The sequence below is a fragment of the Flagellimonas yonaguniensis genome, from assembly GCF_029193885.1.
In the GTDB taxonomy this organism is placed as follows: Bacteria; Bacteroidota; Bacteroidia; order Flavobacteriales; family Flavobacteriaceae; genus Flagellimonas; species Flagellimonas yonaguniensis.
Genome location: NZ_JARFVB010000008.1, coordinates 114,065 through 130,776, shown reverse-complemented (window position 1 = coordinate 130,776; position 16,712 = coordinate 114,065). Strand labels below are relative to the sequence as shown.

Here is a 16,712-nt window from a genome sequence, read left to right as displayed (position 1 = left end):
GTGTACATAACTTACGGGTTGTAAGGGATGATCTAGAACTGGTCGAGATCGGTTTGCCAAGGTATATTTCCATCCTTTACGATGTTCAACAATAGGGATTGCAGGTCGTTGTCGAAGGTTGCGGTATCCGTCCTTCTCATATTCAAAAGAATAGTGGCGGTATGCCCATTTTCAGCGATCATCATCCACGAACGATTTCCTGGAAGACTCCCTGTAAAATAGGCCAATTGCTGTTCCGGCCATACGGCAAGTCCCCTGCCCATATTGGACAGCTCAGTGGTCTGGGACAATAGTGCAATGGAACCAGCGGTCAATATATCAGCTCTTTCGGAAGCTCCATCAATGGCACAGAGAAAGCGGAGCAGATCGGGCGCACTGATGACCACCCCACCATCACCGTCGCGCCTGGAAGCTATAGTGAATATATAATTGGCATCGGTACCCATTCCGTAGTAATACACCTCATCAGCTTCCAGGTCGTCCTCCCGAAATGTCGTGGTTTTGAAGCTGGTGATTCCAATGGGGGCCAATAGGTCGGTAAGGTAGTCCTCATAGGTCTCCCCTGAGACCTCTTCGATGATCCTGGCCAGCAACCAGTACCCTGTGTTGCTATAACTGAAGGCCTCCCCCGGGGCATGGCCCAAATCCCAGTTCTGTAGAACGTAAGGGATAAAATCCATCGGGGCCAGAGCGGGCTGGTAGTCGATGGGATCGCCCCCGCTGGATGCCCCCCACCCACCCAACTGGTGCAAGAGCAGATCATCCACGGTCATGTCCAGTTCGTCATCGGTCAAGACCGCTGGTCCAAAATCCTCCCCCAAGAGTCCATCCGGGCCAAAAACATGGTCTTCAAGGGTCAGCTGTCCGTCATCGACCAAACTAAGTATAGCGGTCGCCGTAAAGACCTTTGAGATGCTGGCAATCCGAAAAAGATCGTTCGGTGACACATCGATATCGTTCTCCACATCAGCCTTGCCATACCCTTTGGAATACACCATTTTCTCATCCACACTGACTGCCAACGCCGCTCCCGGAACGCCATACTGGGACATAAAATCGGTAACGGCACCATCCACGGCACCAATATCATTTTGTGTTTCAGGTTCGGGCTCAGGCTCGGGCTCAGGATTCTGGTTTTGATCAGGATTGCCGTTGGGTTCGGGCGGGGTCTCCCCTTCTCCTGAACTACATGAAATCAATAGTGAAAGGAATACAATGGGCATCAGGGCACCATACCTGAAAAAAGACAGTGTTCTCATAATCGATGGTTTAAGGTTATATGTATACCCTTATATCGATAAGATCCAAAAATGTCATCATATGCCCGAAATGATTCCTTGTGGCAACTATTTCCAATGGGACAACAAAGTGTTTATGGGCAAAAAACCATTGACCCGCATTACAATGGAACCTATAACCAATTCACAACTAGGATGTGGTTCCCATATGGCTACATAGAAACGTTTTCCGAGAAAAAGAACTAATTGCCCGGTTGTTAAAAAAATTACACATTACTGTAATTATCCGAATTTGTAAAAACCCACAGAAACGAGGTAAATCGTACACAAGAAGCGTCTGCGGAACGCACAGCAGTGGCCTTAACCGTAACAGGGCAAAACCAATCTGAACATGGACAAGGCCAACTTAGTCTTAAGAAAAAGGGTTTTCACAGTCTGTTGACCTTGGTGTAATTTGTCGCTTTAAGCTGGAAGACATCTTGGTCGATGTCATGAGCACAACAGCGATAGGTTGGGCCCCGGCCAATCCTTGGTTTGCCAACGGCTTCGATCTTAGGGAAAAAGTGGCAATTGATGATTTAAAAATTCAAATCATGCCCATACCTTATTTTATTGCAAGTAAATTTTCTGCTTTCAAAGATAGAGGGGGACTAGATCCCAGAATGAGTTAAGACCTAGAGGACATCACCTATATTTTGGACAATCATGCCGATTGGCACAAGGTCATGACCAAAGCTCCAGACGATGTTCAGGGATTCCTAAAAACTTCTCTGAAAGAAATCTTGGAAAGTACAAAACTCCAAGAAGCAATAAGAGGGTTTTTGTTTTATGAAGGACAGGTTGAACGCTTCGATATCATCCTTAAAAAGATTGGGCATGTAATAAACCAACCATAGTGATTTAATTTCTTCACATTTACCAAGATTTGCATACTTTGGCAGGTCCAAATCAACCTTGATTAATAAAGTCACCTATTTGGTGAGCATAAAATTTTAAAAGGCTGGCAAGCCCATATTAAAGGTGTTTTCAGAGGTAGGTTCTAGAGCCTCTCGTTTGCTTTATGGCCCAAAGCATCAAATAAATCCTGACTGCTATAAACCTGTAACCACTTCAATGCAATTGTCACAACAAGCATACATAATCGGTTATTTTCCGATTATGTATTCAATATTTTACATTTTATTGTTATTTTTAGAACACTTAATCGGATATTTTCCGATTATCTAGTTATATAGTTACAACATGGATTTTAGAGCGAAGATAAAAGATTTTGCAGAAGGGCCCATTTCTAGACATTTAATTTTGGAATTACTTAGTGATTACGATCGCCCCAACGATAAAATCAGTGAGTTGATCAAAAACAATGAGCTCATAGCCATTAGAAGGGGATTATATATAACAGGACCGGAAATGGATCTACCATCACCGGAACCTTTTCTAATAGCAAATCACCTAAGGGGACCTAGTTATGTTTCACTGGAAGCCGCACTATTCTACTGGAACTTAATCCCTGAGAGAATTTATGAGATAAGTTCAGCAACTATAAAAACCTCAAAAACATATAAAACCCCAGTTGGAAGGTTTAGTTACCATCAACTAAAGTTACCTTATTACTCTTACGGAATAAAAAGTATAGGATACTCCCCTAAACAAACAGCACTGATTGCTTCTCCTGAAAAGGCGTTGAGCGATAAAATCGTGTTGACACCAAGAGTCAATCTCAGAAGCATCAAGCAAACGCAACAATTTCTATTGGACGATCTCCGATTGGATAGTGAAATATTAAATACATTGAATCTGGAGATTATGGAAACATGGATTGAAAACGCGCCTAAAAAAAACAGTTTAAAAATGCTTATCAAAACATTGAGGCTATTATGATCAAAGAATGGATAGAAGAATATAATCCAAGAAATGAAGAAGAGATACTGTCCGCACTACGTGAAATAATGCAGGAGATCACATTGGCAGGTTTATCGAGGACTGATTTTTTTGAAAAAGCAGCTTTTTACGGCGGAACCGCTCTCAGAATTTTATATGGGTTGGATAGGTATTCAGAATACCTGGATTTCTCTTTACTTCAACCAGATCCCGATTTTTCCATCGAACCTTACTTCAAAGCAATTCTGGATGAATTCAAATCGTTGGGACTCAATGTAAGTATCAAGAAAAAGACAAAAGAAACAGCGATAGATTCTGCTTTTTTGAAAGCAGAAACCATATGGCAGGAAATCGTACTCGAAGATGTTATTAAACAAACAGGGGTACGTTCCAATAGAACCCTGAAAATAAAAATAGAAGTGGACCGACGACCACCCCTGAACTTCAACACAGAAGAAAAGTTATTGCTCAGGCCATTTTCTTTTTATGTAAAGTGTTTTACTGGGCCAAGCTTGTTTGCTGGTAAAGTACATGCTTTACTATTTAGAAAATGGAAAAATAGGGTAAAAGGCCGGGACTGGTATGATTTGGAATGGTATATCAAGAAGGGAATTTCTTTGGATCTGAGCCATTTTTTAGCAAGGGCTAAAGACACAAACGACTGGCAAGCGAACGATATTTCTCCCGAACAGGTAATTGAACTGCTCCAAAAAAAAATTCAATCAGTATCATTTAAAAACATCAAAGAGGATGTCGTCAGATTTATTAAAAATGATGATGTTTTAAATATTTGGGGCCCTGAATATTTCCATGATCTAGTTGGGAAAATCAAATTCAAAAACGAATAAAGTCAATCATCCTTTATCTATTGGTACCATTACGAAGGTGAAAATTTGAGATTGAAGCTCAATATTTCAATATTTGAATCCTAATTATGAATCTGATTTTTAGATAGTTAAAAATAAGGTGACCTATTCGGTGATCATAAAATATCGATAAGCTTGAAACCCCAATAAATAAAGGGTTTCCAGAGATAGGTTCTGGTGCCTCCGGCTCCACTAAAACCCTATCAAAACAAAACATTAAACCTGTAAATTACTGATTTACAGGTTTTTTTATTTGATTTGGTTTCATTTAAACTCAATTAAAATCAGTTTAAAAGGCACCTATCTGTATAACCCATATAATTGGGCTCCGAGGCCAAGGTGTATCCTGACAATAATCATCGTACTGGCAACCTCCATTACCCCAGATATGTTGTAACCCTAACCAATGTCCTCCCTCATGGGTAGTTGTTCTTCCCAGATCAAAAGGAGCGGTCAAATCAGAAAAACTTCCCTTCTCATTAGAACCAAAGTGTTTATACCCAATAACGACCCCATCGGTTTCTGGAGATCTATTATCCGTATCCAAGCCAAGTAGGCCCGAATCTTCCGGAAACTGGGCATAGCCCAATAAATCCCTACTGCCGAACCCAAAAAATCAACTGTCCATATATTAAAGTATCTTTCTGGGTTCCGACTGGTAGTGGGTTTTAGGATAGTTTCAATGGGATTTCCCACATAACCTTTGGGACAAATAGTTCGGCACTTACCAACCACAAACAATAAAAACCCATTTATGGACTGACTTCCGGTTTTATCAGCAACAACTCCTTTGTGCCAGTCTTCAAAGTTTTCAAGGATTATTTTAAAGGTAAAATGGACTACAAGGGATAATGGCATTTTCACCTCAAAAAATTGCAGCCTCGCCCAATTTTAGGCATGAATCGGGAAACACACAAGGTAGTTTAGCCTAAAAACAACAACAGGGAAAATTAATCTTCAAACCTTAAATCCTGAAAAAAATGAATTCATTTGGTAAGATATGGAAAGGTAGAATGTTATTTATTGGAATGTCGATATTTGCCTTGGCCATGGTTTCGTGCAGTGACGATGATGAATCCACTGGGGAAACCGATGGTGCCATTACGGAGGAAGAAGCGGCAGAAGCCATCTCCATGTCAGTGTCCCCCGAATCAGGCGGAATGGTAGAGCAGACCAGCCAAGCTATCTACACAATCGAAGGCACTGCACCTGAATCCAGTAAAGTAGAAGATTATTCATGTGGGGAGGAGTACGGTTCCTCATACAGCATTTCAGGTCAATCGGGCAACATCACCTATAGCGCAAACCTTACATGGGACTGGATCATAGACTGTGATTCCGATCTTAATCCAACAACTGCAGATTTTGAACTAACGGGCACAGTCAATTATGATGGTCCAAGAATCAGTTCGGATGGAAGCACCAATGCCAGCATGAACATTATAAACTTGGAAAAAGATGCACCAAGCTATCTGGTAAACGAGTCCTATACAGTATCAGGCTCACAGGAATCGTTCGTACGAAACGAAAATTCCTTTACCAGCAGCATTGAACTAAGCACAACGGACCTTAACATTTTAAAGTCAAACCACAATGTGACCTCAGGAACGATTTATGCAAGTTTCGTCGGCGAAACATCGAATGGTAACACCTATAATTACAACGGCACACTGGTGTTTACCGGTAACCAAACAGCAACACTGACCATGGGAAGTGGAAACACTTACGAGTTGGCCTGGTAGAGTAGTTCCATTGCTCCAACCCGTTGCAAGGCCCTCTTTTCAAGGGGGCCTTACTTAATTGTTGGGTTTCATGACTTTATTCAAATCTTTGAATCCACTTTATTTACACAACAATTGAATCAAGATATGTGTTCAAATAAATTTGCCAGATCGGCCGGATTTTTATAATTGATCATTGTGCTGACAGGAATCCTAAATTTAGGTATCCTACCTTCCCAACTCATCAAATGGGACAATATGGAGGAAACAAAAAGTGAAACAGGATGGTTACACGGAACAGACGATATACCACAATTCTAGTTTATTAACAACGTACTTCATTGATATTTCAACGCGAAAGCCACTCATTAAGTGGGTGAAAAATGATCATCGAGCTTTCAGAACAATAAGCTCTTGGAGACAATGATCAGCTATTAAAAGAGGGTATTGACTCCATCATAGATCACTCTATGATGGATAATGTCAATCCTTTGTTGTGTAATAAAAATCAAAGATTTTGACCACGTCCTTCAAATGCTTGAAATCCAAATTATTTTCTTGGACATAGGCCTTTATTTCAAATCGTTTGTCATCGAAGTGGTTTAAAACATCCTTTTTGCGCATTGAGAATGCCTCAATTCCCTTCCCCTCGATGAACAAAAAATGGCTTTCGGTAATTTTATAGCTATCCTTTTCGGTAGTCCCCTTCATCACATTCATATTTCCTTTCTTTATTTGACAATCATACCTTCCCAACAAAGCAATCCCTGGATTCTGGTACAACACTTCAAATAACCTATCATCTTTCTCGATTTTTTTAAAAAGTCGTCCATTTATTTTCAATGAATCAATATTGTTTTTATCCAGCACAAGAATCGAATCCTGGCCAACTTTTAATATGATATCGTGCTTAAGTGCATCAATGTTCAATCCCTCGGTTCGGTACAATTGATTAGCTGTATAGATAGTACCACTCTTATCAAAATCTTCAAATACAAACCTTGACCCCTCAATGGGGTTATCGGAGCCAACAAAATCATTTACGCTGCTCGAAAGTATGGGATTATAGCTTTGCATTTGACCCGATCTTAGATTGGATCCGTTCTTCTGTGCAAATGAAAAAACCGCAGTACATAGAAACAGCGGTATCAATATATAATATTTCATGATGACTAGTTTATTGAAATCAACAATAGGCACTCCAGGGCCAATAATGACCCTGAAATGCCTTGATTTAATGGTTAGATAAGAACTTTGGGCCTTAATTGCCTTGCCCAACAATATCCCAAAATACCCTTGAGCTCTTTAGGTCTCCGCCCATGGCAGTACTTGCTGCCTCATAGTTTACACTATTGACATCGCCTTCGTCGTTGCCGTACAAATAGCGTCTTGGCACAGGTTCACCCGATATTACAGGACGGATAAATGTGTTCGGATAGTCCAAAAGTCTCCACGTGGACCATGCCTCAAAACCACGCCCGTACAAGGCTATGTATTTTTGGACACCGATGGATTCCTTCCAATTACCGGCATTGTAGGCCACCTCAGATTGGGCCAAATATGCATCAATATCTTCTTGGGCCCCTCCCCAATACGTTATGGATGCCCTAATTCCTTCTTGGTAAAAAGATTCGGCATTACCTGAAACAAGTCCTCTTTCAACGGCTTCGGCCAACAGGAATTGGACCTCGTCATAACTTAATATGATCCCTTCAAGGTCCGGCGTATGCCACGCATCACCAATATGTGTGAAATCCGTATAGGAACTCCCTGTTCCATAAATACCGCCCTCGTATGGAAATACATTGTCATCCATAAAAACAGATGCTCTTGGGTCATTGAGCGGTGAAATGATGTCGACAAAGGTATTGGCCACTACAAAATCATTTCGGCCAGATTGAACCAAACTCGTCCAAACAGGATTGGTGTTGGGAGGTGCCGTCTCAAAGGGAAATGAAGCATTGTCGGTATTGGAAGTTAAAACACCTTGAGAAACCGCTTCAGAAGCAAGCTGTTGAGCCATATCCTGATCATAATCGGAAATTCTGACGGCCATTTTCAATTTCAAAGAATTGGCGAATTTTATCCATTGGGCAGTCGATCCATTATAAATCAAATCGGCAGATCCAAAAGATTCGGAATCGGCATTCAACTGTACAATGGCATTATCCAATCTTGCAAATAAATCATTGTAAATTTCACTATCATCATCGTATACAGGGGTGAGATTATCCACACCTAATAAGGATTCGGTGTAGGGAATATTGCCATAGGTATCCACCAGTACGTGCCACGTGTATACTTCCAGAACTTCCAATACACCTGATTGGGTGGACTTGTAACTCGAACTCAATGTAATATCCTCATCTATAAGTCGCTTTGCTTCCTGGAGATCGTTCAATACATCGCGATATAAATAGAGAAAGAAATTTCCTCCGATATCCCTGCCCCTTATATCGTAGTTTACCTCGTCCGTATATTGGGTCTCGTTCCAATATTGTGCGAACAGCTTAAAAATATTATAGTTCACACTTGTACTTGTCATGGTAGTAAACAAATTCTTTTCGGCATTGGTCACCAAATAACTTGCTGGAACACTGCTGGGATTCGTCTCATCAACATTCCAATCTTCAAAGTCCTCGCATCCGAAAAACATTCCTATAGCGAGAATTATATATATTGTTTTTTTCATTGTTACTTTTTTAAAATTGCAGTTTTACACTAAATCCATAATCTTTTGTGGATGGGTATGCACCTGATTGATAACCCTGTATGTTACCGGAGCTCAAACCTGCCTCTGGGTCACTATAGGGAATGTTTTTATGAATGATCCACAAGTTTCTTCCCGTGGCCGACAAAGTGACCCCCTTTAGAAAAGTGTTCGCAATAAGTGTTTGGGGCAATGAGTAGGTAAGTGCCACCTCCCTTAGTTTAACAAAACTGGCATCATAAACATGTAGGGCGTGCGGCGCAGCAGCATACCCCAAGGTGTTGGCGTAACTATCCATACTTGCCCTCACTGTATTGGGGGAGCCATCTGCTTGGACGCCTTCCAATAATATCCCCCCACTATCTGAATCGTCAGTAACCGGAGTCCTTACCGGATTTCCCAATTCATTCAATCCAGCCGTTTCTGGATATAATCCCGTGGCCATTCCGTACCATGTGTCCAAGGAGAATACCTTTCCTCCTTCTTGAACATCTATCAAAAAGCTCAGGGAGAAATCCTTATAGTTGAACGTGTTCTTTATACCTCCCTTCCAATCGGGTTGAAAGGTTCCCAAATTTTCGTTTTGGCTTTCGGTAACGGCATAGTTGCCATTCTCGTCGATAACACGTTGGCCATCCAAATAGACAAAATCAGACCCATATAGTGTACCAAATGCCTCCCCTACCACTGCATTGATGGAAAGTCCGGATTGGACACTGGCCAATTGCAAGGCTGGCAAATCCTGTGGCAGCGACAATACTTTATTTCTGTTTTGGCCCCAGCTCACATTTACATTCCATGAAAAATCCAAAGTTTTCAAAGGTGTTCCCCATAAGGCCACTTCAATCCCTTTGTTCTCCATCTCACCGGTATTGATCCATTGTCCGGAATACCCTATTGCCGGCGTAACCGCTATGTTATTGAGAAGGTCAAATGACCTCTTATCGTACAACGAAAGATCAAAACCAAATCTTCTGTTCTTAAAAGCCATCTCCAATCCAATCTCTTTTTCCTCTGAACTTTCGTTGGTCAAATTTGAATTGTTATTGGTACTAGGCAATGATCCTGAAGGCTGTCCCCCAACAGGAGTGTTCAAATCGTAAGTATTATAAAGAGTCAATGGCTGAGCAGAGTTACCTGTCCTTGCATATCCCAATCGCAATTTGGCGAATGGTAAAAACTCGGACTCAAAAAGCTCTGAAAAAACAAAACTCCCTGAAAGTCCATAATAATCATAGCTATTGTTATCACTTGGTAAAGTCGATGACACATCATATCTATAGGATCCCTCCAAGAACACCAGTCCATCATATCCGATAGAGGCATTGGCATAATAACCGTCCACTCCCATGGAGTATTCATATTGAGATGGAGCATCTATCGGGTTCACCGAATTACTCAGTGCATACAAACGATCAACATTGATCCCTCCATTGGTGGACGCCCTGAAGGTGGAGTATTTCTGGCGCATAATATTGGTTCCCAAGGTCCCTCGAAGATTGATCTTATCGGTAAGATCTTTCTCAAAATTGAACATGAGGTCATAGTTCATCTCATTGAAATTCTCGGTATAAAGACTATACTGGGAAACTGATGTACTATGATTATTGATGCGCTCTTCCTGATTCCCGGAGTAATTGTCCAAGGAGACCCTGCCAAAAATCTCAAGCCAATCATTGACCTTATAGTTCAAATTGACATTACCATATACTCGATTTCTTAAATCGGTCTCATAATTCTCGTGACGCATCCAATACACGTTATCGTGATAAATGGGATGTAGGTCTTGATTAATATAACTTGTATTCCAAGTTATGTTCTCACGGGTGGCAAAATAAGCGTCCTTCTGCTCCTGTACATCAACATTGGTCTGCCACCACTGTCTGGCCGTTTGCATAAAGTTCTGCGAATCGTAACCTGTTCCGTAACGCCCTTTACCTGTGGTCTTAACATAAGTCACTTTGGCCGCCGCGGTCAATTTATCGGTAAAATCATGGCTAGCGTAAAAATCGAAGTTATCCCTTGTGATTTGGCTATTGGGCATGATTCCCTTTTGGTTCAATTTGGTATATCCCAGTTTAAACTGGCCTTTATCGCTACCTCCATCCAAGGATACACTTCTGAACAGGGTTACACCGGTTTCAAATACGGATGCTGGTCCATTTTTGGCCGCCACCCAAGGTGTTGCCACTCCGTAAGTATCTTCCAGTTGAGGGTAAAAAGAGTCCCACTGATAAACCATTAGGTTTTGATCAAATGGCACGACCCCGAAAGACCCATCCCAATCCGCCAAGACATAAGGCTCTTCAACACCATCATTGTCTTGATCCACAAAGTAAAACCCTCCCGGATGAAAAATATCAGAATAACCGGCCCCATACTCATCTTGGTACTCCGCAAAAGTATCTGGGTTGTATTGGTTGAACATAACGGAAGAATTTACCGTTACCCCAATTCCTTTGTTACGTTTTCCCTTTTTTGTTGTTATTACAATTACACCGTTCGATGCCCTATAACCATAAAGTGCTGTAGCCGCACCACCTTTTAGGACATTAATGGATTCTATATCCTCCGGGTTGATGTCCGCAGCGGCATTTCCATAATCATAGCCTCCTCTACCGGTTTCTTGGGTGGCACCATTGTTATTGACATTGCTAATTGGCACCCCATCTACAACAAACAAGGCTTGGTTACTGTTGTTTATGGAGGAGTATCCCCTGATGACCACATTCGCGGAACCACCCATGGTTCCACTACTTTTAACATCAATACCGGCAATTTTTCCCGATAAAGAGTTCACAAAATTGGGAGCCTTAACGGCACTTACCTCATCCCCTTGAACTTCTTGGGTAGCATACCCAAGTGACTTTTTCTCCCGGGCAATACCCATGGCCGTTACAACCACTTCGTCGAGGGCCTGGGCATCTTCTTCAAGAGTGACATCGATGACCTTTGACGTACCGACCGTCCGCTCCACTGTCTTTTGCCCAATGTAGCTAAAACGTAGCGTTTGACCTTTGTTAGCCGAAATGGAATAATTACCATCAAAGTCCGTCTGTGTTCCATTGGTCGATCCAACGACAACAATGGACACCCCTGGAAGGGGCATTCCCGATGTGTCGGTCACAGTCCCGGACACATTCATTTCCTGTGCGTATGCTCCAATAGAAAAACAAAGGAGCGACACAAACATCATTACATAATATTTCATTACCATAAAAATTGATTTAGTTAGTGAAAGCATCCAATCAAGGCGGGGCAGCAAATCTTGCTTAAGGGCCTAATTCAAAAAACTTCCGAAAAAATGAAAACTCAATATCGAAAGAGCAATATTTGGGTACCCCGACCTTGTGGAATGCAAAGCAAAACAAGGAAAAGGAATACCTCATTTTGTCTATGCTTATAAGGCTCCACACATTTCCCGAACATATGATACAGATTAGCCTACCCCAATGGATACTGATGCCGAGGATCAATGGCATAGTTTCCCAACCTAAGGTCGACCACAAATCTGGAGTAAATAACCATTGGAAAATATCGCTTGCAATTACCTTGAAAGAAAAGTAGAGATAATGTTCAATGAGCATGGGGCCGAACATTCATGCCGAAAAAAACAACTTATCCAGAGCATAGAAGTATGGGAACAATTCGAAAAGACTCCATCGATACGATCAAGCATGCAACTTTCCATGAAAATTCAGGCTATGACAGAAAAACTGGCGCTAAAAATTACAGAGCAGTCCGAGTAAATTGAAAGATCGGAAACTAATAAAAACACCATTTACCTATGAACCTGCCGATTGCATAAATTCTTTAGGAGTAAGATGAGTGTCTTTTTTAAATGCCCTATAAAAGGAGGCCCTATTGTTGAATCCGCACGAATAAGCAAGGTCGGACATGGTCTCGGAAGAATTTGCAAAATCCAATTTCAGTCTTTTCTTAGCTTCTTGGATTCTTAGACCGTTGATGTAGTCGTTAAAATTCATATCAAAATTCTCATTGATTACTTGAGAAGCATGGTGCCTAGAAACATTTAATAGATGAGCCAACCTATCCAAGCGGAGTTCTGGATCCATAAACAGACCTTCCACCTCCATGAGTTTCTCTAGTCTTTCCTTCAATTCCTTGGAATAAGCACTTGACAAACCCGTTTTTTGATACTTGATGTCCTTCTGCCCTTTTAAAGGTGTTAATTGATCTTTGCTCCTACTTACCCATTTGGGTCTTAAAAAAGGAAAAAACACAATCAATCTATAAAATAAGAAAGGTACCAGTACACTATATACAATTAGATTTTGCAGCTTTCCCCCTGCCCAAATCAAACTATAAAATGTTATGAAAGACAATACGGCAAAGAACAAATACAACATAAACTGACCAATGAATTTGCCAATCTTATGTTTGAGCCAAGAAAACATGGAAAACAAGGTCCAGAATCCCACTGCATACAACAGGGAATATTTACCGTAGACCGTTATGCTTAAGCTTATATTATCCATTGGAATAAAATTATTGCTTTATTGAGGGTTGGACATGAAGGAACCATCATACTTTATCAAATTTCCAATGCCCCAGAACATTATTGTGAATTCGATGATCAAAGCCACGGTAAAGATCATGGACACACCATCGATCATTGTACTTGCAACTCTCCCAAAGGCAAGCCCCCCTGTAAATAGAATACTTAGCAGAGTGGCCGTTACCCAGTATTTTGGATTCCTTGTCGCTACGATAAAAAAGAATCCAAAAGCGATATACAATCCCATAATCGCCCTAAATACATTTGACAATTCCAAAGATTGAATCTCAAACCCAGTTATTCTGGCAAATACAACATGTGGAAAAATTCCATAAATCGATCCTACCGTAATAGATACTATGGATGAAACTATCAATTGAAGGTTTTTTCTGTTCATTTTATGATATGGTTATAAACTTTAGTGTTAAGTTGGGGGCTTTGGGGCAATTATTAAACCAATACCCTTTTAAAGAGACCATATTCCTATTTGAAAAGCCCAATTCCCCTATTGAAATTTAATCGTTGATATATTCCAGAGTTATACGACACTTTTGGTAGGGGCGTTGACAAAATCGAGACCGTTGATATACAATACCCCTATTGATGGGTCAGGAAACCACCAGACTTTTATCTTAATGTAGTTTCAACATCATCTTTATCCCGTGTTACGATAGAACCGGAAATCATCATTCATCTTGATCGATTGATTAAGCTCCAAATAACTTTCAACCTGTAAATTCTATCTCCCATCTTCAAAAATTGGCGGTTCAACCATTTTGACCGTGGACTTTGTCACAATGAAAGCAAATTTGAACAACGCATTCAAAAGCAAAAATTTGTATGACACGGAATCCATTATATAGGGATGCCCCGATTTATTGCCACCCTTATTTTGACCTGATACCAACAGACCAGCTTATGGATGCGCTGGAGTACAGTGCAAGGGAAACCAATAGGGTGTTCGGTTTCATAGAACCTGAGAACGAGAATTATGCATATACACTGAATAAATGGACAACCAAGGAAGTTATAAGGCACATTATCGATTGTGAACGAGTATATGCCTACCGTGCCCTACGATTTTCGAGGTTTGATGTAAGTTCACTGTGTGGTTTTGACGAAAATGAGTACGTAAACAACTTCAATGGAACAAACTACGGATTAAATGATTTAAAAAATGAATATAAATGTGTAAGGGAATCTTCGATTTTGCTTTTTAAAAATATGACCGACAAAATGTTGGACTTTAAGGGGGTTGCGAACCAAGTTGAATTTACTCCAAAGACACTTGGTTTTATGATTGCTGGACACAATTTGCACCATATCAATATACTCGAAACAATATATTTAGGAAAAAATGAATTCAAACAAAACGATTAAAGCCCATATTATTGCCACGGTTATCGCTATAATGACAATTGCCATTTTTTTTGCCAGTTCGTTGATTGCTGAAATAATAGGACACGACCATACCATACAGCGCGTTAAAAAAGGCATATTGTACGGACTTCCCATCCTTATTGTTTCCATGCCGATACTAGGCTTGACCGGAAAGAAATTGGCAGGAAAAAGAAGAGACCCAAAAATATTGATCAAAATGCTACGCATGAAGTTTATCGCCATGAATGGTGCAATCTTAATACTACTGGCAATTTTTCTGTACTACCGGGCCACCTATGAGGGCATTGATCATATTTTTTTGATTGTGCAGATCATTGAATTGACAATCGGTGCAATCAACCTTGTATTGATCGCTAGCAACATACGATCGGGACTGCAACTTACTAAAGCAAGAAGCAATAGAACAATCAACAATGATTGACCATATCCTTTTATGAAACAGTGCTCGGTCAACAAATCCCAATCCATTATCATCTCCTTAAAAACGAATGTATGGGCCCAGTTTAGAAATGTATCAAAATAATTCCCTTTCAATGAAAGCACCACAACAGAATGAGACTTATGAGTTAAAAACGGTCCTCGATAGCATGGTCAAGATCAATGATTTGGAGTGGAGGGATTTCATAAAAGGACTACAACGTAAAAACTTATCAAAAGGAGAACATCTTTGGAAGAAAGACCAATTTTGTGATAGTTTGGTTTTTCTACAATCAGGATTGATCAGAAGTTATTCGTATCTCGGTCCCAAAGAGGTGACCCACGCCTTTTATTTCGAAAAAAGCCTGTTCTATGATGACTATAGTTTTCTTAGCCATAGACCATGTACAAAAGCTTACCAAGCATTGGAAGACTCTGAAATTCTATTCATTAACAGGTCATATTTACAATCCATGTACGATCGGCACAAGTGTTTTGAACGTTTGGGAAGGTTGGCCCTCGAAAATGCCCATATAGCTATGGTGCAGAACATGGAAAGAATCCGTCTTTTCTCTGCCGAGGAAAATTACTGTTATCTTTCAAAACATTACCCTGGTCTACTACAGCGCGTACCATTGAAAACAATTGCCAGCTATCTTAATATTTCACCTGAACACCTAAGTCGCATAAGGGCAAAAAAGTCGATTCAACGAACAACTCGTACTATTTATTGACCTACATCAATGTCATACTTTAACAAAAGAATCAATTTTGAACAATTAAAACCAAAAACTTGATTGAGATGAGAAGAAATACTTTTTTGACCATATCGGCCGTAATAGCAATGGTAATCGGCCTAATAGCTTTATGCTTCCCAACCATATTATTAAAGAGCAAGGGTATTGTAAACAATCCGCAGGCTAATGTTTGGATGAGTGAAGTCGGTATTTTACTGATAGCAATAGGTACAATGGTATACTTTATAAGAAATGAGTCCTATTCAAGGGTAATCAAGGCAGTTATTATAGGAATCATCATGATTCAACTAGGACTTCTGATTATTGAAGTATATGCCTACTATATGGGAATTATTACAGAAATAATGGGAATAATCCCAAATTCCATAATACATATTGTGCTTATCATCGGATTGTTCCATTACTTGGTCAAAGGAAACAGAGAGATATAATACTTCGCTTTTCATATAATGGGATACCAATTCATAATAAGTTACCCATTCGGTGAGCATAAAGTTGTAAAACATTAAAAAGAATTCAACTAAATGTCTGTTCAAATATCATTGCAAAAATCTAACCTGGATTAAACTAATTATTCTAATTATGAAAAAATATTTTATACTATTACTTGTTATTGGCTCTTTCACATTTGTTAATGCCCAAAACTCAGATCACAAGCTAACGGATGACTTTATTAACTTTTTTGTTGGTAATTGGTATGGAGAAGGGGAATTCAGTAGTGGCAAGAAAATTTCTGCAAACTTGACATTTAAAATGACTCTTAACAACAATTGGTTAAGTTATGAACATACCGATTTACCTCCAAATAAATACAAAGCTTTGTCCTATTGGGGAATAGATAGAAGTACCGGGGAATTTGTTGCATACTCTGTAAACAATCTTCAAGGGCACAAAAGATTCTCAAGCAATGGATGGGTCGATGGAAAACTAATTTTATCCGCTGATAGATATTTTCCAGGACAAGGATTAGTATTTGAACATTTCATTTACGAGAAAAAATCAGAAAAAAGCTTCAAAATGACCTATGAAATGAGCAAAGATGGTATGGATTGGAAAATGATTGATTATTTAGTTTTCAATAAACAATAGTCACCTTTAAAATTAATCTTTATTAGTTTCCAATGATTACAAACAATGGTTTTTTTAAACAGCAATCTTAAAATGACTTGTTAATATTTAATTATTCTTCTTAACCAAGATG

Annotated in this window: 15 protein-coding genes; 8 read left to right on the top strand and 7 right to left on the bottom strand. The window is 39.9% G+C overall.

Annotated elements, in window-relative coordinates; translation table 11 throughout:
- Positions 1–32: 32 nt before the first annotated feature.
- Complete coding sequence (locus PY092_RS13430; protein WP_275616315.1) at positions 33–1,259, bottom strand: serine hydrolase domain-containing protein; 1,227 nt, start codon at positions 1,257–1,259, stop codon at positions 33–35.
- Positions 1,260–2,480: 1,221 nt separating this feature from the next.
- Here PY092_RS13430 and PY092_RS13425 point away from each other — a divergent pair.
- Together PY092_RS13425 and PY092_RS13420 are read left to right on the top strand one after the other, a co-directional pair.
- Positions 2,481–3,119 (top strand): type IV toxin-antitoxin system AbiEi family antitoxin domain-containing protein, encoded by a 639-nt coding sequence (locus tag PY092_RS13425; RefSeq protein ID WP_275616314.1) that lies wholly within the window; start codon positions 2,481–2,483, stop codon positions 3,117–3,119.
- Positions 3,116–3,967 (top strand): nucleotidyl transferase AbiEii/AbiGii toxin family protein, encoded by an 852-nt coding sequence (locus PY092_RS13420; RefSeq protein ID WP_275616313.1) that lies wholly within the window; start codon positions 3,116–3,118, stop codon positions 3,965–3,967. Before PY092_RS13425 ends, PY092_RS13420 begins: the two co-directional genes overlap by 4 nt.
- Before the next feature lie 307 nt (positions 3,968–4,274).
- Here the strand turns inward: PY092_RS13420 and PY092_RS13415 are convergent, their stop codons facing one another.
- Entirely contained in the window at positions 4,275–4,574 is a 300-nt protein-coding gene (locus PY092_RS13415; protein ID WP_275616312.1) for a zinc metalloprotease, read from the bottom strand.
- Positions 4,575–4,965: 391 nt separating this feature from the next.
- Between PY092_RS13415 and PY092_RS13410 the strand changes: the two genes are divergently transcribed.
- The gene (locus PY092_RS13410) at positions 4,966–5,727 is read left to right on the top strand and encodes a hypothetical protein (RefSeq protein ID WP_275616311.1); all 762 of its coding nucleotides are present in this window, start codon (positions 4,966–4,968) and stop codon (positions 5,725–5,727) included.
- 462 nt (positions 5,728–6,189) lie between these two features.
- Here the strand turns inward: PY092_RS13410 and PY092_RS13405 are convergent, their stop codons facing one another.
- From PY092_RS13405 to PY092_RS13385, 5 genes are all read right to left on the bottom strand, one after another.
- Complete coding sequence (locus PY092_RS13405) at positions 6,190–6,873, bottom strand: hypothetical protein (protein ID WP_275616310.1); 684 nt, start codon at positions 6,871–6,873, stop codon at positions 6,190–6,192.
- Between the two features lie 94 nt (positions 6,874–6,967).
- Complete coding sequence (locus PY092_RS13400) at positions 6,968–8,398, bottom strand: SusD/RagB family nutrient-binding outer membrane lipoprotein (RefSeq protein WP_275616309.1); 1,431 nt, start codon at positions 8,396–8,398, stop codon at positions 6,968–6,970.
- Positions 8,399–8,408: 10 nt separating this feature from the next.
- Positions 8,409–11,627, bottom strand: a complete 3,219-nt coding sequence (locus PY092_RS13395; protein WP_275616308.1) for a SusC/RagA family TonB-linked outer membrane protein — start codon at positions 11,625–11,627, stop codon at positions 8,409–8,411.
- 574 nt (positions 11,628–12,201) lie between these two features.
- The gene (locus PY092_RS13390; RefSeq protein ID WP_275616307.1) at positions 12,202–12,915 is read right to left on the bottom strand and encodes a helix-turn-helix domain-containing protein; all 714 of its coding nucleotides are present in this window, start codon (positions 12,913–12,915) and stop codon (positions 12,202–12,204) included.
- Positions 12,916–12,933: 18 nt separating this feature from the next.
- Positions 12,934–13,332, bottom strand: a complete 399-nt coding sequence (locus PY092_RS13385) for a DUF4345 domain-containing protein (protein ID WP_275616306.1) — start codon at positions 13,330–13,332, stop codon at positions 12,934–12,936.
- A gap of 443 nt (positions 13,333–13,775) precedes the next feature.
- On the opposite strand from PY092_RS13385, the gene PY092_RS13380 reads away from it, so the two are divergent.
- The 5 genes from PY092_RS13380 to PY092_RS13360 all read left to right on the top strand — a co-directional run bounded on the left by PY092_RS13380 (position 13,776) and on the right by PY092_RS13360 (position 16,600).
- Positions 13,776–14,315, top strand: a complete 540-nt coding sequence (locus PY092_RS13380; RefSeq protein ID WP_275616305.1) for a DinB family protein — start codon at positions 13,776–13,778, stop codon at positions 14,313–14,315.
- The gene (locus tag PY092_RS13375; protein WP_275616304.1) at positions 14,293–14,757 is read left to right on the top strand and encodes a hypothetical protein; all 465 of its coding nucleotides are present in this window, start codon (positions 14,293–14,295) and stop codon (positions 14,755–14,757) included. The genes PY092_RS13380 and PY092_RS13375 overlap by 23 nt, the downstream gene beginning before the upstream one ends.
- A 112-nt stretch (positions 14,758–14,869) precedes the next feature.
- Positions 14,870–15,487, top strand: coding sequence for a Crp/Fnr family transcriptional regulator (locus PY092_RS13370; protein WP_275616303.1), 618 nt, complete (start codon positions 14,870–14,872; stop codon positions 15,485–15,487).
- Between the two features lie 68 nt (positions 15,488–15,555).
- Complete coding sequence (locus PY092_RS13365) at positions 15,556–15,942, top strand: hypothetical protein (protein ID WP_275616302.1); 387 nt, start codon at positions 15,556–15,558, stop codon at positions 15,940–15,942.
- Positions 15,943–16,093: 151 nt separating this feature from the next.
- Positions 16,094–16,600, top strand: coding sequence for a hypothetical protein (locus tag PY092_RS13360; protein ID WP_275616301.1), 507 nt, complete (start codon positions 16,094–16,096; stop codon positions 16,598–16,600).
- Positions 16,601–16,712: the final 112 nt, after the last annotated feature.